The sequence below is a fragment of the Defluviitalea phaphyphila genome (assembly GCF_001466305.1).
Classification (GTDB): Bacteria; Bacillota; Clostridia; order Lachnospirales; family Defluviitaleaceae; genus Defluviitalea_A; species Defluviitalea_A phaphyphila.
Genome location: NZ_JWID01000001.1, coordinates 80,572 through 98,268, shown reverse-complemented (window position 1 = coordinate 98,268; position 17,697 = coordinate 80,572). Strand labels below are relative to the sequence as shown.

The following is a 17,697-nucleotide window of genomic DNA, read 5'->3' as shown; positions in this document are numbered from 1 at the left end:
TTAAAAATGAAAATAGCAGTTGCTAGTGAAGGAAAAATGGTTAGTGGACATTTTGGACATTGTGAAGGATTTACAGTATATGAAGTAGAAGAAAATAAGATAAAAAATAAAGAGTTTGTTAAAAACCCAGGACACAGACCAGGATTTTTGCCTAAATATTTAAATGAATTAGGCATAAATGTTATAATTTCTGGAGGTATGGGTGAAACAGCCCAACAGTTATTTAATCAAAATAATATAGAAGTAATAGTAGGAGTGGAAGGGGTTAGTGATGAAGTTATAGATAAATATTTAAAAAATGAATTAAGATCAACAGGAAGTGTATGTAGGGAACATCAACATGCAGGACACTGTAATGAATAGTTAAAAAGGTATTTATGAGCGGGGGGATAAATAATATTTTGATAGTAGAATATTATGATAAAATTAAAAAAATAATAGAAAAACATGGATTTAAATTTACAAAACAAAGAGAATTAATTATTAATGAATTTTTTCTTGCTAATAAGCATTTAAGTGTGGAAGAGATATATGATAGATTAAAAGGGACGAATATTGGTCTTGCTACAATATATAGGAATGTAAAAATATTTAGTAATATGGGAATAATAAAAGAAATTGTAGTGGATGGAGTAAGTTATTACGAATTAAAAATGTATAGTAAAAAACCCCTGCATATACATTTTAAATGTATCCAATGTCATGATATAATAGATATTGATGAAAAAGATATTTCCTTAGAATATTTGAAATTAAATAATGTTATAGAAGACAAGAATGAACTGGAAATATATGATATTAATATAATGCTTATTGGATTGTGTAAAAGATGCAGGGAGGTAAATAAATGCCAAGGCCAATAAAATGTAGAAAAGTAGAATTTTTCCCAGAAAATACTTATTTTATACCATTAGGAAAAAGAAAATGTGACATAGAAGAAATTATTCTTAAAGTTGAAGAACTCGAAGCTATGAGATTAAAAGATATTGAAGAACTTAATCAAGAAGAATGTGCGAAGAAAATGCAGGTTTCAAGACAAACTTTTCAAAATATTATAGATAGTGCAAGAAAAAAAGTAACTATAGCTTTAACTAAGGGAAATGCAATACACATAAGTGGAGGAAACTATACTTTAGGTTCATGTAAATTTAAATGTTTAAATTGTGGAGAAATTTATGATTTAAATGATGAACATAATAGACATATTTGTCCTCACTGTGGTTCTAAAGAAATTATTTGTCAAAAAAGAAATAGATTTTGTCATAGATAGATAAATTTTTACAGGCCTCATAAAAGAGGCTATTTTTATTTAAGAATATAGATAAAAAAGTAGGTAAATAAAAATTAAGGGAATATATTAAAAAATAAATATCCCCTTAGAACTAAAAAATTGTTAATTATCTATACCTACATCTGACGAAGTTAAAGGATATATAACAATATCGTCAGAAGAAAATTCATCGGCTCCTACATCAGCTAAAGATCTTGACTGTCCATCCATATCTATTGTGACATATGAATAATTTCCAACAGAGGAATCTATTGATACACTATCTTGTTTTAATCTATAAAGTCCATCATTACTTAATTCTAATTCAACTTCTTCTACAAATTTAATTTCATCATCAGTTATAGAAGAAAATGTGATAATATCTCCAGAACCTGATACTATATTTCCTTCATATGTCATATTTACTGGTTCATTATACTCTGCAATGGCTTCATTTTCTGAATTTACAATTAGATTATTAGCAATGATACAATCAGAAGGAGCATAAGAATAATTTGTACCTATTTCTATACCATAATCACAGTTTACTATTGTATTATTAACAACTTCAGCTCTGTATACTCTAAAATGTTTATTTAAAGCTCCACTAGTGTCAACATCTCCACCATCTAAGATTATAGGTGCAGAGTATCCACTACCAGTTAATCCTTCCATATAATTATTATATATTTTATGGTCGGAACCATAAACACGAATACCACCAGTTCCTTCTTTACCTTCTCCAAAGAAGAAATTCCCATATACTTCATTGCGATTACCGTGTCTTAAACTTACTACTCCTTGACAAGATCTAAAGGTATTATATCTAACTATATTATCGCAAGTTTTAATAGATATAATTTCAGGGTCACCATCACATTCTTCAAATAGATTATATTGAATAGTTGTATAGCCACTTGATTCAGACATTTCACTCCAACCAACCCGGATAGCTTCCATTTCATTATCTGCCCGTGGACCAATGTTATAGAAATAATTATATTCAATAACATCATATTGAGAAGAAACACAAGAACCATGATCATCTTCATTTGTTCCATCAATGGTAATAAAATTTCCAAGTTTTGTTTTTTCATCAAATATATTATGATCTATTTGATTATAACCACTGTTTTCTCCATAAATTCTAATCCATTTTAAAGAATCCGTATCTTCTTCATTTAATCTTATATGATTATTTGTTAAACGTATATGATTGGACCCCTCGATTTTAATTTCTGAATCTGTATAGATTCCAAAGCCTTTAAAAACAATATATTCACATTCATAAAAGTGTAATTGTCCTTCATCAAAGGTTGCACCTAATGTATTTTCAGCAGTTATTGTAATAGGAGCATCTTCTGTTCCAATTTTATTTTTAATTTTAAAAGCTTCATAACTTCCATCTGCCACAATAATTGTATCACCTGGTACAGCATTATTTACCGCATCTTCTAATTCATCATTTGTAGATACATATATATTATTTGTTTCAGTAGAAGTAGCGTAAACATTCATTTTTTCATTAAAAGTACTTAGAGTTAAAAATAAAATAAGAATAATAGTATAAAATTTTCTCATTTTTGACCTCCTTTATTTATAAAAATATACATTTACATTATATGATTTCCAATAAAAATTTTGATTAAAAATTGAAAAATATTAAATTTTAAATAAATAAAGAATTAAAATAAAAAATTGTAATTTTAAATAGAAAAATTATAAATATGTTGACTAATGAACAAAAATTAAGTATTATAAAAGTAACATATGATTAAAAATGAATACGTTCATATGAGTTAAGGAGGAGAAGATTTGAACTTAATACAGATTTTAAAAGCTCTTTCTGATGAAAATAGAATAAGAATATTAAATCTTTTAAAATATGGAGATTTGTGTGTTTGCGAGTTAGAAATTTTGCTTAGTATGAGTCAATCAAATGTGTCAAGACATCTAAATAAACTAACTAATGCTAAAATAGTAAACCATTATAAAGTAGCAAAGTATGTATATTACAAACTTAATGAGGATACTATAAAAGAATATCCTTTTATAAATGAAATATTAAGTCATAATACTTTTAAACTTGAACCATATAATAAAGACTATAAAAAATTAAAAAGATATAAAGATAGTGGAGTAAGTTGTGATGATTTAAAATGTGGAAAATTATATTTTAAATAAAATTATGGAGGTATTATAATGAAACCGAAGGTGGCTTTTATATGTGTGCATAATTCTTGTAGGTCTCAAATGGCGGAAGCTTTAGGAAAACTTTTTGCTTCAGATGTATTTGAATCTTATTCTGCTGGGACTCAATTAAAAGATCAGATTAATCAAGATGCAGTGAGAATTATTAAAAAATTATATAATGTAGATATGAATAAAACTCAAAAGTCTAAATTATTAACAGATATCCCAAAGGTAGATATTGTAATTAAGATGGGATGTAATGTGGTTTGTCCTTATTTACCTTCAAAATATGAAGAAGATTGGGGATTAGAAGACCCATCAGGGAAATCCGATGAAGAATTCATAAAAACTGCAAAGATCATAGAAGAAAAAGTAAAAGATTTAGCAAGAAGAATTAAAAACAAAGAAATTAATTTAGAAAAATAATATTTTTAACAAATTTATATGTAATAGTTCTCTTTTATGAGAACTTTTTTCATTGGATAATTTGATAAATTTATATATAATATAATTATAATATATATATGAATAGAGGGTTTTTATGACTTGGAATTTTTATAAAATACTAAATTTATTTGATAGTGATAATAAAGTTAACTTATTATTAGATGGAATGTGGGGATTAGAAAGGGAAACTCACAGGATAACTAATACAGGAGATATTGCTTTAACCAATCATCCAAAAGAATTAGGAGATAAATTAGAAAATCCTAATATTACTACGGATTTTGGTGAAAGTCAATTAGAGTTTATTACATTTCCATATAACTCTTTAGAAAAAGTTTATGAAGAATTAAAAAGTTTGCATATAAAAACAGAAGAAATTCTTAAAGATGAAATATTATGGTCCATGAGTATGCCACCAAGACTTCCTAAAGAAGAAGATATACCTATTGCAAAATTTAATAACACAGAGGAAGGAAAGATAAAAGAAATATATAGAAGAGGTTTAGCCATAAGATATGGTAAAAAGATGCAGATGATATCAGGTATTCATTATAATTTTTCTTTAGGAAATAAAATTATTGATTATTTATTTGAACATTTTGGACAAGGTAAAAATAAAAGACAATTTATAGATGAAATTTATTTTTGTATGGCAAGAAATTTTTTAAAATATCGTTGGCTTTTAATATATCTTTTTGGAGCTTCGCCAAATTTTGATAATAGTTTTGGTTCGTTTAATAATCAAGATTTGAGTTTCGCTACATCAATAAGAGTTAGTCCACTAGGATATGGAAACATATCTAGAGATAAATATTATATAAGTTATAATAGTTTATCAGAACATATAAAAGATGTAAAAAAATTGTTAAATACAAAAAATCCCCAATTCACAAAGTTAGGTATTTATAAGAATGGTGAACAAATTCAATTAAATGATAATATTCTTCAAACAGAAGGAGAGTTATATTCTTGTATCAGATTTAAACAAGCTACTAATAAGGGAGAAACTCCTTTGCAAGCCTTACAAAAAAGGGGAATAAAGTATATAGAAGTTAGAGTTTTAGATATTAATCCTTTTGAAAAAACAGGGATTTCTATAGATCAATTATATTTTATGCATGTTTTTATGCTCTTTTGTTTATTTGAAACTTCAGAAAAAATAAGTAAAGAAATAATGAAAAAAATTAATAGAAATCATGATTTAGTGTCTCTTTATGGAAGAAAAGATAATTTAATATTAGAAAATTATGATGGTAGTAAAATTAATTTAAAAAATTGGAGCAAAGATATTTTTAGAAAAATCAGGGATATTGCAATATTTATGGATAAATGCCAAAAATACAAAAAATATGAATATATAATTAATAAAGAATATGAAAAGGTATTAAATACATCAGGAATATTATCTTCTAAAATTATTAATGAAATGCATAAATGTAATGAAACTTTTTTAGAATTTGGTCTTAGACGAGCTATATTAAATAAACAAATAAAATAAATTCAGGAGGTAAAAATGGAACTTTCTACAAAAATTCTTATAGAAGAAGCCAAAAATAGAAATATAGAAGTAGATATATTAGATGAACAGGATAATTTTATTCGTCTTAAAAAAGGAAATAAAATAGAATATATAAAACAAGCCACAAAGACTTCATTAGATACATATATTGCACCCCTTATTATGGAAAATAAATTAGTAACTAAAATTATTTTAAAAGAATCGGGATTTTGTGTGCCAGAAGGAGTAATAGTAAAATCTATAGAAGAAGGAGAAAAATTTTGGGAAAATTTTGCTTATAAAGCAACAGTTATAAAACCTAAAAATACAAATTTTGGGACAGGGGTTGTAATACTCCCTGAAAATAATGTTAAAGAATGGTATATAGATGCTATAAAACAAGCCTTAAAGTATGATGATACAGTTTTAATTGAAGAATTTATTTCTGGAAAAGAATACAGATTTTTAGTTATGGGTGAAGAAGTAGTAGGAATAATTCATAGAATTCCTGCTAATGTAATAGGAGATGGGAATAAGACCATTGAAGAATTAGTAAAAGAAAAAAATAAAAATCCTTTAAGAGGGGAAGGCCATACTACTCCTTTTGAAAAAATTAAGTTAGGGAAAATAGAATTAGATTATTTAAAATCTCAAGGGAAAGATATTAATTATATTCCTAAAGAAGGAGAAATAGTTTATTTAAGAGAAAATTCTAATGTAAGTACTGGAGGAGAAAGCATAGATTTTACAGATATAATAGGAGAGGAATATAAAAAGATAGCAGTAGATGCTACAAAGGCGGTAGGAGCTAAAATTTGTGGTGTTGATATGATAATTAAAAATATAGATGAATTTCCAAATAGAGGCAACCATAGTATTATCGAATTAAATTTTAATCCAGCAATCTATATGCACAATTTTCCTTATAAAGGGGAAAATAGACATGTAGAAAGAAAGTTATTAGATTTATTAGGTTTTTAAAATAGTATAAATTAATTTTTCATGTTATAATATCTTTAGGCTATAAATTTTTATAAATTAAATCTAAAGGTAAAATTGAGTATTCCAATAAAACTTCAAACTTTTTTAGAAGGTTGGCATTTTTTAAGATTTATAATATAATAAATTCAAAGGGGAAAAGGTATTTTAGTAAAAATATTTAAGATATTTTACTAAATGTATTAAATATGATATAATAGATGTATACAATATACGCTATCTATTGTATTATATAAATATATTTTTATTTCAAGGGGGTAAAGATATGTCAAAAGTTATGAAGACTATGGATGGAAATACAGCAGCTGCTCATGTTTCCTATGCATTTACAGAAGTTGCTGGTATCTATCCTATTACACCATCATCACCTATGGCTGAACATGTTGATGAATGGGCTGCTAATGGTAAGAAAAATATTTTTGGTCAAACAGTAAAAGTTGTTGAAATGCAATCTGAAGCTGGAGCATCAGGAACTTTTCATGGCTCTTTAGCAGCAGGTGCATTAACAACTACATACACAGCTTCTCAAGGGTTACTTCTTATGATTCCTAATATGTATAAAGTTGCAGGGGAATTATTACCTGGAGTTATTCATGTAAGTGCTCGTGCAGTAGCAAGTCATGCTCTTTCTATTTTTGGAGATCACTCTGATGTTATGGCTTGCCGTCAAACAGGATTTGCAATGATTGCATCTACTAATGTTCAAGAAGTAATTGATTTAGCTTCTGTAGCTCATTTAAGTGCTATAAAAGCAAGAGTTCCATTCCTTCACTTTTTTGATGGTTTTAGAACATCTCATGAAATTCAAAAAGTTGAATTAATAGATTATGAAGAATATAAAAAATTAATTGATATGGATGCTGTAAGAGCATTTAGAAAAAATGCCTTAAATCCTGAACATCCAGTTCTTAGAGGTACAGCACAAAATCCTGATATTTTCTTCCAAGCAAGAGAAGCTTCTAATCCTTTCTATGAAAGAGTTCCAGCTATTGTTGAAGATTATATGAATGAAATTAATAAAATCACTGGAAGAAATTATGGATTATTCAATTATTATGGAGCTCCTGATGCAGATAGAGTAATTGTTGCTATGGGTTCTGTGCTTGATACAATAGAAGAAACAGTAGATTATTTAAATAGTAAAGGTGAAAAAGTAGGAGTTGTTAAAGTTCGCTTATATAGACCATTCTCTATTGAACATTTCTTAAAACAAATTCCAAATACAGTTAAGAAGATAGCTGTATTAGATAGAACAAAAGAACCAGGAGCAGTTGGAGAACCTCTTTATGTTGATGTATGCTCAGCTTATATTGATAAAGCAGAACGTCCAGTTATTGTAGGCGGACGTTATGGATTAGGTTCTAAAGACACAACTCCAGCACAAATTGCTGCAGTATATGAAAATCTTAAATCAGACAATCCAAAGAATGGTTTTACAATTGGTATTGTTGATGATGTTACATTCAAATCTCTTCCAATAGGAGAAGAATTAGATGTATCAGGAGAAAATACAATTAGCTGTAAGTTCTGGGGACTTGGTTCTGATGGAACAGTAGGAGCTAATAAAAACTCTATTAAGATTATTGGAGATCATACAGATATGTATGTTCAAGCATATTTTGCTTATGATTCCAAAAAATCTGGTGGAGTAACAATTTCTCACCTTCGTTTTGGTAAAGATCCTATTAGATCTACATATTTAATTAATAAAGCTAATTTTGTAGCTTGCCATAATCCATCTTATGTAGATAAATATGATATGGTATCAGACTTAAAAGAAGGTGGAACTTTCTTACTTAACTGTGGTTGGGATTTAGAAGAATTAGACAAAAAACTTCCTGCAAAAATGAAAAGAATCATTGCAGAAAGAAAAATCAATTTATATACAATTGATGGTGTTCATATTGCTAAAGAAATTGGTTTAGGAAACCGTGTTAATACAGTATTACAAGCAGCATTCTTTAAATTAGCTAATATTATTCCTATAGAAGATGCTGTTAAATATATGAAACAAGCTATCGTAGATTCCTATGGTAAAAAAGGTGAAAAAATTGTTAATATGAACCATGCAGCAGTAGATAGAGGTATAAAAGAAATTAAGAAAATAGAAGTTCCAGCAAGTTGGGCTAATGCTACTGAAGCTGAAGAAGAAGCAGCAGCAACAAAAGATGTACCAGAATTTATTACAAAAATCTTAGAACCAATGAATAGACAAGAAGGGGATAAACTTCCTGTTAGTGCTTTTGTTGGTAGAGAAGATGGTACATTCCCACAAGGAACTGCTAAATATGAAAAAAGAGGAATTGCTGTAGAAATACCAGAATGGCAAATTGATAATTGTATACAATGTAATCAATGTTCTTATGTATGTCCTCATGCTGCAATTCGTCCATTCTTATTAACAGAAGAAGAAGCAAACAATGCACCAGAAGGATTTAAAACAAAGAAAGCAATTGGTAAAGGATTAGAAAATTATCAATATAAGATTCAAGTATCAGCTCTTGATTGTACAGGTTGTGGAAACTGTGCTCAAGTTTGCCCAGCTAAAAATAAAGCATTAGTTATGAAACCTATTGAAACTCAAACTAAAGAAATTGAAAATTGGGAATATGCAATGACTTTATCCAAGAAAGAAAATCCTTTAAATGTTAACACTGTAAAAGGAAGTCAGTTCGAACAACCATTACTTGAATTCTCAGGAGCTTGTGCAGGATGTGGAGAAACTCCTTATGCAAAACTTGTAACTCAATTATTTGGAGATAGAATGTATATTGCTAATGCTACAGGATGTTCTTCAATTTGGGGAGGTAGTGCACCATCTACTCCATATACAGTAAATGAAAAAGGATATGGACCAGCTTGGGCTAACTCCTTATTCGAAGATAATGCAGAATATGGATTTGGTATGTATATAGCTGTAAAACAAATAAGAAATAGACTTAAAGATATAGCATTAGAAGCAGCTGAGTTAGATATTTCTGATGAATTGAAAGCAGCTTTAAAAGATTGGGTAGAAAATATGAATAATGCAGCTGGTTCTAAGAAAGCTACATTAACATTATTACCTTTATTAGAAGCTTATGACGGAAGCAATGCAAAAGCTAAAGAAATTTTTGAAGAAATTCTAGATAAAAAAGAATTCTTAGTTAAAAAATCTCAATGGATTATTGGTGGAGATGGATGGGCTTATGATATCGGATTTGGTGGCTTAGACCATGTATTAGCTTCAGGCGAAGATGTAAATGTTCTTGTATTTGATACAGAAGTTTACTCTAATACAGGAGGTCAAGCATCTAAAGCTTCTCCAACAGGTGCCGTTGCTAAATTTGCAGCTTCTGGTAAACCAATAAAGAAAAAAGACCTTGGAAGAATGATGATGTCCTATGGATATGTATATGTAGCACAAGTGGCTATGGGAGCAAATCAAAATCAATTAATTAAAGCTTTAGTTGAAGCAGAAAGTTATCCAGGACCATCTTTAATTATTGCTTATGCTCCATGTATTAACCATGGTATTAAAGGTGGAATGGGATGTGCTCAAATTGAAAGTAAGAAAGCTGTAGAAGCAGGATACTGGCATTTATATAGATATAATCCTCTTCTTAAGGAACAAGGAAAGAATCCATTTATATTAGATTCTAAAGCTCCAACAGCAGATTATAAAGAATATCTAATGAATGAAGTAAGATATTCAGCTCTTACAAGAACATTCCCAGAAATAGCAGATAAGCTATTCGAACAATCAGAAAAAGATGCAAAAGAAAGATTTGAAGCTTATCAAAAATTAGCTAATATGGAATAAAAATAAAAAATTAAACTCCTGTGCTTAAAAGCACAGGAGTTTTTTAATAAGTTATAAAATAAAATATGATACCTAAAATTCCAGACCCTCCTATAACATAAATAGGATTAGGTTTAAATTTTTTTAAAATAAAAATACCTACAACAAATACAAACAGTGATGAAAAATTGATATCTGTAAAATTAAAAGAAAATCCATTTTCACCCCATAGTGCTAAAATAAGAATTGATAAGCCAGCAGAACCAATTAAAGCTACTATAGCAGGTCTTAAGCTTTTTAAAACACTTTGGACTGTACTTAAATTTCTATATTTATAATATACATAAGCTAAAATAGAAACAATAATACAAGAAGGGAAAATACAACCTAAAGTAGCAATAATAGCACCAGGTAATCCTGCGATTTGAAGACCTACAAAAGTTGCTGAATTAACTGCAATAGGACCTGGAGTCATTTCCGCAATGGTAATTAAATCTGTAAATGTAGATAAACTAAGCCAATGATTAACTTCTACAACTTGATTTTGTATAAGAGGAATAGCTGCATATCCTCCACCTATACTAAATAGACCTATTTGCATGAAACTAAGAAATATTTTTAGGTAAATCATTATTATGATCATCCTTTCTATTATTTAAAAAGGCTTGAATAATTCCGAGAATAATGCAAGTAATGATAATGTAAATAACATTAATTTTAAAAAAATATACGCTAATAAAAGAAATTATTAAAATAATTATAGATAGGATACTTTTTTGCTTTATAATATCGTTTCCCATACTTAAAACAACATCGATTATAACAGCAGCTACTCCTGCTTGCATACTTTTAAGAGCAGCACTAACTATAGCATTATTTTTAAAAGCTGTATAAAACATAGATATAATAGATAAACAAATAAGAGGAGGTAAAATAGTTCCAAGAACAGTTATTAAAGCTCCTAAAAGTCCTGCAACACGATATCCTACTAAAATAGAAGCATTTACAGCAATTGCTCCGGGAGAAGATTGTGCAATGGCTGTTAAATCAATCATTTCTTCTTCTTCAATCCATTTTAAATCTTCTACAAATTTTTTCCGCATTAAAGGGATAATAACGAATCCTCCTCCAAAAGTAAATGCACTTATATAAAAAGTTGAAGTAAAAAGTTTAATATAAGTTTTAAAATTATGTTTCATATGTGCCTCCTTAAAAATTTATATTATAAGTTACATTATATAGTGGAAGGATTTATAAGTAAAATAATATCATATTATGATAATATAATAATTTATTATAAATACAAGTATTAGGTAAGATATGATAAAAAATTATCTATTATAGAAACAGAAAATCAATTTTTAAATTACAAATATATATTTTGTGTATGTAATTTTTGTTAAATCAATATTTTGTCAATGTTAAAAAATATTTAAAAATATTAAAAAATATAGAAAATATTTATTTGATATATTAAAATGTATATGTAGTATATAACATAAAAGAATGGAGGAGGGCAAAATGAAAAGAAAGAAAAAATATAACTGTTTATTATCCATTGCATTAGGACTTACAATATTACTAGCTAATATTATGGTTACAGTGCCAGTAAATGCAGCTAGTTTTAACGTAGTTAAAATTACTATTCTTGGTACATCTGACATTCATGGACGAATTTATACATATGACTATGCTACAGATTCTGAAGACTCTGATGCAGGGCTAGCAAAGGTTCAAACTATAATAAAAAAACAAAAGGAAGAAAACTCCAATGTTATTTTAATGGGTATGGGAGATACGGTGCAAGATAATAGTGAAGAACTATTTAATGATCTTCCTATACATCTAATGATTCAAGTTTTAAATACAATAAATGATGATATTTGGGTATTGGGAAATCATGAATTTAATTTTGGAAAAGATTTTTTAGATAAGACCATTGAAGCTTTTAATGTAAAATCTATTAATGTAAATGAACTTATTGAAGAAGGAAAACTTTCAGGATATGACACTTTAACAATTTTTCATACCAATGATATTCATGGCTTTATGGAAGAAGGAGCTTATGATGGCATGGGGTACGCTAAAATAGCTACAAAAGTCAATCAAACAAAGGCAAAACAAGAAAATGTACTTTTACTTGATGCTGGAGATGCTATTCAAGGGTCAAATCTTGTTACTTTAAATGAAGGGGAAGCAGCAATTGAAGTCATGAATGAAATGAACTATGATGTTATGGTAGCAGGGAACCATGAATTTGATTATGGAAAAGAACGGTTAAAAGAATTAGAAGAGATGGCTAACTTTCCAATTCTTGGTGCAAATATAAAATATGAAGATGGAACAGATTTCCTAACTCCATATGTAATTAAAGAAGTAGGTGGTATTAAGGTTGGAATATTTGGGCTTACTACTCCAGAAACCACATATAAGTCTCACCCAGATAATACAAAAGGACTTAAATTTAACGATATTGTAGAAACAGCTAAAGAAATGGTAGAGGAATTAGAAGAACAAACTGATGTAATTATTGCTCTTGCTCATTTAGGAATTGAGGGAGAAGATACGAGTATTAAGTTAGCCCAAAATGTAGAAGGAATAGATGTAATTATTGATGGACATAGTCATAGTGTCGTTGAAAATAGAGTAGAAAATGGTACTTTAATTGTACAAGCAGGAGAAAAAAGCAATAATTTAGGAGTTGTTCAATTAGCATTTAAAGATGGAGAATTAGTAAGTAAATATGGTTATTTATTTAGCAAGGAAGAAGCAAGTTACCTACAAGAAGATGAAACTATTAAAACTTTAATAGATAAAATAAAACTTGAAAACGAAAAAATAGAAAATGAAGTAGTTGCCAATAGTCCTATTGATTTAGATGGTGAAAGAGAAAATGTAAGAACTAAAGAAACTAATTTAGGGAATCTTATTACAGCAGCTATGCTAGATGTAAGTGGTGCAGATGTAGCTCTTATGAATGGCGGAGGAATTAGAGCTTCAATTCCAGCAGGAGAAGTAACAAAGGGAGAAGTTCTTACAGTTTTACCTTTTGGAAATACAGTTAGAGTTCTTGAAGTAACAGGAGCAGATATAAAAGCTATGATGGAACAGGGATTAAGTACTTATCCTGAACCATTAGGAGCATTTCCACATATCGCAGGAATGACAGTAACCTTTGATCCAAGTAAAGAAGCAGGGAATAGAGTAGTAGAAATTAAAGTTGTAGGAAAGCCATTAGATGAAAATAAAACTTATACATTGGTAACAAATGATTTCTTAGCAGCTGGTGGAGATGGATATGATATGTTAGTAAATAAAAAGGTAGTTGCTGAATATAACACATTAGACCAAGAATTAATTAATTATATTCAAAAGAATGGATTTAACGCTGCAAAAGTAGATGGAAGAATTAAAGCAATTGACCCAATTAGTGAAGTGGATATAGAGTTACCAAATGCAGCATAATAAAAAAAGAAAGGCAATTTAAGCCTTTCTTTTTTATGTATATTTATTTTATTTTCCAAAGTATCTATCAAGTAATCCTTTGAATGCAGCACCATGGCGTGCTTCATCTTTGCACATTTCGTGAACTGTATCATGGATTGCATCGTATCCTAATTGTTTTGCTTTAGTAGCAAGGTCTTTTTTACCTTGACAGGCACCGTGTTCAGCATCCACTCTCATTTGAAGATTTTTCTTAGTATCAGCAGCTACTACTTCTCCTAGAAGTTCAGCAAATTTAGCTGCATGTTCTGCTTCTTCCCAAGCAATTCTTTTATAAGCTTCAGCAACTTCAGGATATCCTTCACGATCAGCTTGTCTAGACATTGCTAAATACATTCCTACTTCTGTACATTCTCCCATGAAGTTTTGTTTTAATCCTTCTAATACTTCAGGGTCAACATCTTTAGCTACACCAATTCTATGTTCGTCAGCCCAAGTTAAATTTTCTGAACTTTGTTCTTGGAATTTGTCTTTTGGAGCTCCACATTGAGGACATTTTTCAGGAGCTTCTTCTCCTTCATAAACATAACCACAGACAGTACAAATAAATTTTTTCATTTCAATACCTCCATTAATAATTGTTATTTTTTAATAATTATTATAAGTTTATTTTATCACTATTTTAATATTTGTCAATAGTTTTTATAAAAAAATAAAAATTCGCAGTTAATAATTTATATACTAAAAACTGCGAATTTTTATTTAATATTAAGTTTATGATTTATTTATGTAAATATAAATTTTTAGAAAAATCCTAAGATTCCAGATAATAAGACTATAATAGCAAATACCATTCTATAATATGCAAATACTTTCATAGGCTTTTTCTTTAAATATGTAATAAATCTATCAATGACTACTACAGCCACTATAAAAGAAGTTATAAAACCAACTACTAAAGATATCATTTCTTGAGAAGTAATAGTTGATAAACCCCCTATTTTTATAATTTTTAAAAGGCTCATACCAACCATAACAGGTATAGCTAAAAAAAATGAAAATTCAGCAGCAGCAACAGTTGAAAGACCGGCTACCCAACCACCTATAATGGTAGAAGCAGATCTTGACATACCAGGAATTATTGCTAAGCATTGAAATAAACCTATTATTATTGCTTGTTTTATTGTTACATTTAAATCTTTATGTCTTTTAGTGCTTCTAAAATTTCTTTCGGCATATATCATCCATAATGCTCCTAAAAACAAGGTGAGTGCTACAGGAACTGGAGAAAATAAATACTCTTCAGCTAAATCATCTAATAATATTCCAAAGATTCCACCGGGAATACAAGCAATAAATATCATAAACCAGAATTTAAACCCTGATTTTTCATAGCCTACTTTTTGAGGGAAAAAGTTTATTAAAGTGTCATAAATTTTAGACCAGTAGAGAACAATGACAGCTAAAATTGCTCCAAGTTGTATTACATAGGTATACATTTCTACATAATTTTCCGTTATTCCCTTAAATTTTATTAAATTTTGAAAAATAACAAGATGTCCAGTAGAAGATACTGGTAAAAATTCAGTTAGTCCTTCTATTATTCCTAAGATTATAGATTTAATTATAAAACTTATATATTCCATATAATCCCCCTTCAATAAACACAATATTATTAAATTTTAACATAATGTAAAGATAAATAAAAGTACTATTAAATTTTATGCTTTTTATATTTAGATATTAAAAATATTATATTTTAAGGTCTATTCTATGTTTACCAAAATCTTCTATTTTAACATCGTATTTTATAGTGATTTTGGCATTTTTATATTTTTCCATCCAATTATAATTTTTAAAATCTTCATAAAGCCAAAATTTTTGTCTTGCCACATAACTCCAAAAGAAAGGTTCTCCTTCAAATTCTTTTTGAGTTTTTTTAACTAATTTCATAGTTTTTTCTTCTAAACGTTTTTCTAAGTAATTAATGAGGGTTTTTTGATTTTCCATATTTTCTACATAATCAATTTGACTGGGAATAGCAGTTATACTAAGTATTATAGGAACAGTAACATCTATAATAGGATAGTCATCTGTTATTTTTATATCTATTTTATTACTTCTTTTACTTACCTTTGCGGATATTTTAAAATCTTCTGCTAAAGGGTCAGGAAAAGTTGCTAACATATTATTTGTTACTACATGAGGTCTTAACATAAGAGATAATCTAGTTTCATCTCCTGTTAATACCCCGATCATTTTACCTTTTTTTAGAACTCCAGCTCCTATCATTTGAATTGGATTATCATCTGTTTTATCAATTTGCCCTGCAATAAAATCTCCTTCACTATCAAAGTTGGTTTTTACATCTTCTTTTTTTGTAGTAGCATAAGCCATTAAAAGTAGACCAGTATCATCTAGAGTTTTTTGAGAAACTTTATGAAGAGTAGATAGAGGAACTAATCCTGTTTCTTTCCATTTAGATGTTAAAAAATCATAATATTTAGAAGTTCTTGTATCAAAGGGTGGTTTATTATTTCTAATAAATTCATAAGCTTTTTCTTTGCAGATAATAATGCTAAATTCTCGTCTCATATCTACATCTCTTTGAGTTGCTTCCAATAATGGGAAAAAACGGTCTGTTTTTGCAAATTCTTCACTTACTACTATTGCGTTTGTATGGGAGAAAGTCAATCTTCTTGCAATAGAAATGCTAGATAAATCCCTAGCAGAAACAAGGTCTGGAGATAGAAAAGTAAGAATATCACTAGGAGGTTCGTTTGCTTCTATTGAGGTGGCCGTTCCAATCTGAGGATTTATAATTTGAAAAGTTACACTTATTTTATCATCAGTACCTTTATCAATACCTATAACTGATACATAGGCATATTCTTCTATTTGTATTTCATCCCAACATCCCGTAAGTAAGAATGGTATTAATAATATAGGAATGAATTTTAAGAGTTTCAATTTTTGTAATCTCCTTTCAATTTAGCAATTATATACAAAACTACAGGGAAAAATATAATAGAAATACAATAAAAGTAAGATTGCATTTTATGAGTAAGTAAAATATATGATACATAGTTTGATGGTACTAATGCAATTAAAAAAACTATAATTGAAACAAAGGATATTATTGTTTTTACATTTTTTTTTAGTAAAAAGGCTAAAATTGAAGAAGTTATATAAAAATAAATTGCAAGACGTATAGAAGAGGCCATAGCCCAAAATCCTAAAAATAGTGCTTCTACATTTTTTATAAAACGACCTATTTGCACTAGTCTAGTTAATTGATGTAAAGGGTAATTAAGAGTTAATAAGGTAGCATATCCAAAAACCGTTATATAAATTAACATAAACAATGAAAAATGTATTATAGATGAAATAAATCCCCATAAAATACCTTTTTTATATTGTTCATAGAATCTTATCCTAGGGAAAAATATGGCAAGAAAAATTAATTCGCATAGTATGGTTGAAAAGTATAAGCTTTGTTTTAATATAGTTTTTATTCCAGGTCCTCCTAGAGGAAATATATAATGAATATCAATTTTGTTAAAAGACATTACAATTAATAAAACTGTTGAAGCTTCCATAATAGGGAATAAAAACCAACCTAAACTTCCTATTATGTTAATTTCTTTACTTGAAATATAAGCACTACTTATAATTATGATAAATAATATAAAAGGCATGGGAGTCTTTAAGTAAAACATTGTACTAAGAATATCTGTGTAATCCCTTGTAAATATGACGGTATTTTTTAAACTAGAAAAAAGTAGTAATAAAATAATAATCAATCCTAAATATTTACCCATAAGATGAGAAATAATTTCTAGTAAATTTTTATTTTTATAAAGTTTTAGTAATGAAAGAAGGCATAAAAGAGGAATAATCATAATTAATCCAGAAATAATAGGAATTACCCAAGAAGCATTTAATCCTGCATCAATAAGTAGATTTGGAGTTGAATCTGAAAATTTTATTCCGATAGCAAAGAAAATAATAGAAAAAAGCTCTTTAGCCCCAATCTTACCATCATATTTTTTAATCACTATATCA

At 28.2% G+C, this 17,697-nt stretch carries 16 protein-coding genes; 9 read left to right on the top strand and 7 right to left on the bottom strand.

Translation table 11 applies throughout. From position 1 onward, the window contains the following. Nucleotides 1-6 precede the first annotated feature (6 nt). The 3 genes from OM90_RS00420 to OM90_RS00410 are packed head-to-tail and all read left to right on the top strand — an operon-like array spanning nt 7 to nt 1,270. A complete protein-coding gene (locus tag OM90_RS00420; RefSeq protein ID WP_058484906.1) occupies nt 7-363 on the top strand; it encodes a NifB/NifX family molybdenum-iron cluster-binding protein in 357 nt (118 codons plus the stop codon). 38 nt (nt 364-401) lie between these two features. Continuing rightward, complete coding sequence (locus OM90_RS00415) at nt 402-863, top strand: Fur family transcriptional regulator (protein ID WP_330381804.1); 462 nt, start codon at nt 402-404, stop codon at nt 861-863. Beyond that, complete coding sequence (locus OM90_RS00410) at nt 848-1,270, top strand: DUF134 domain-containing protein (protein ID WP_058484904.1); 423 nt, start codon at nt 848-850, stop codon at nt 1,268-1,270. The genes OM90_RS00415 and OM90_RS00410 overlap by 16 nt, the downstream gene beginning before the upstream one ends. A 123-nt stretch (nt 1,271-1,393) precedes the next feature. Here the strand turns inward: OM90_RS00410 and OM90_RS00405 are convergent, their stop codons facing one another. Then, complete coding sequence (locus OM90_RS00405; protein WP_058484903.1) at nt 1,394-2,851, bottom strand: polysaccharide lyase 6 family protein; 1,458 nt, start codon at nt 2,849-2,851, stop codon at nt 1,394-1,396. A gap of 234 nt (nt 2,852-3,085) precedes the next feature. Here OM90_RS00405 and OM90_RS00400 point away from each other — a divergent pair, with 234 nt between their 5' ends. The 5 genes from OM90_RS00400 (at nt 3,086) to nifJ (ending at nt 10,209) form a co-directional block, all read left to right on the top strand. Next, the gene (locus OM90_RS00400; RefSeq protein ID WP_058484902.1) at nt 3,086-3,454 is read left to right on the top strand and encodes an ArsR/SmtB family transcription factor; all 369 of its coding nucleotides are present in this window, start codon (nt 3,086-3,088) and stop codon (nt 3,452-3,454) included. 18 nt (nt 3,455-3,472) lie between these two features. Then, complete coding sequence (locus OM90_RS00395; protein WP_058484901.1) at nt 3,473-3,889, top strand: arsenate reductase ArsC; 417 nt, start codon at nt 3,473-3,475, stop codon at nt 3,887-3,889. A 115-nt stretch (nt 3,890-4,004) separates the two neighbouring features. Next, on the top strand, nt 4,005-5,408 hold the full coding sequence (locus tag OM90_RS00390) for a glutamate--cysteine ligase (protein WP_058484900.1): 1,404 nt from the start codon (nt 4,005-4,007) through the stop codon (nt 5,406-5,408). Between the two features lie 15 nt (nt 5,409-5,423). After that, on the top strand, nt 5,424-6,389 hold the full coding sequence (gene gshAB, locus OM90_RS00385) for a bifunctional glutamate--cysteine ligase GshA/glutathione synthetase GshB (RefSeq protein ID WP_058484899.1): 966 nt from the start codon (nt 5,424-5,426) through the stop codon (nt 6,387-6,389). 283 nt (nt 6,390-6,672) lie between these two features. After that, the gene (gene nifJ, locus OM90_RS00380; RefSeq protein WP_058484898.1) at nt 6,673-10,209 is read left to right on the top strand and encodes a pyruvate:ferredoxin (flavodoxin) oxidoreductase; all 3,537 of its coding nucleotides are present in this window, start codon (nt 6,673-6,675) and stop codon (nt 10,207-10,209) included. A 43-nt stretch (nt 10,210-10,252) separates the two neighbouring features. Here nifJ and OM90_RS00375 read toward each other — a convergent pair whose 3' ends face one another. Then, complete coding sequence (locus tag OM90_RS00375; protein ID WP_058484897.1) at nt 10,253-10,819, bottom strand: chromate transporter; 567 nt, start codon at nt 10,817-10,819, stop codon at nt 10,253-10,255. Then, nucleotides 10,794-11,387, bottom strand: a complete 594-nt coding sequence (locus OM90_RS00370) for a chromate transporter (RefSeq protein ID WP_058484896.1) — start codon at nt 11,385-11,387, stop codon at nt 10,794-10,796. The genes OM90_RS00375 and OM90_RS00370 overlap by 26 nt, the downstream gene beginning before the upstream one ends. Nucleotides 11,388-11,709: 322 nt before the next feature. Here OM90_RS00370 and OM90_RS00365 point away from each other — a divergent pair, with 322 nt between their 5' ends. Then, nucleotides 11,710-13,653, top strand: a complete 1,944-nt coding sequence (locus OM90_RS00365) for a 5'-nucleotidase C-terminal domain-containing protein (RefSeq protein WP_058484895.1) — start codon at nt 11,710-11,712, stop codon at nt 13,651-13,653. 48 nt (nt 13,654-13,701) lie between these two features. On the opposite strand, the gene OM90_RS00360 is transcribed toward OM90_RS00365, so the two are convergent. The 4 genes from OM90_RS00360 to OM90_RS00345 all read right to left on the bottom strand — a co-directional run bounded on the left by OM90_RS00360 (nt 13,702) and on the right by OM90_RS00345 (nt 17,690). Further along, nucleotides 13,702-14,250, bottom strand: coding sequence for an NADH peroxidase (locus tag OM90_RS00360; protein WP_058484894.1), 549 nt, complete (start codon nt 14,248-14,250; stop codon nt 13,702-13,704). A 185-nt stretch (nt 14,251-14,435) separates the two neighbouring features. After that, the gene (locus tag OM90_RS00355) at nt 14,436-15,278 is read right to left on the bottom strand and encodes an undecaprenyl-diphosphate phosphatase (RefSeq protein WP_058484893.1); all 843 of its coding nucleotides are present in this window, start codon (nt 15,276-15,278) and stop codon (nt 14,436-14,438) included. 106 nt (nt 15,279-15,384) lie between these two features. After that, nucleotides 15,385-16,602 carry a Ger(x)C family spore germination protein gene (locus OM90_RS00350; protein WP_058484892.1) on the bottom strand — a complete coding sequence of 406 codons (1,218 nt, stop codon included), beginning with the start codon at nt 16,600-16,602 and terminating at the stop codon, nt 15,385-15,387. Further along, complete coding sequence (locus tag OM90_RS00345) at nt 16,599-17,690, bottom strand: GerAB/ArcD/ProY family transporter (protein ID WP_058484891.1); 1,092 nt, start codon at nt 17,688-17,690, stop codon at nt 16,599-16,601. Before OM90_RS00345 ends, OM90_RS00350 begins: the two co-directional genes overlap by 4 nt. Between the last annotated feature and the right edge of the window lie 7 nt (nt 17,691-17,697).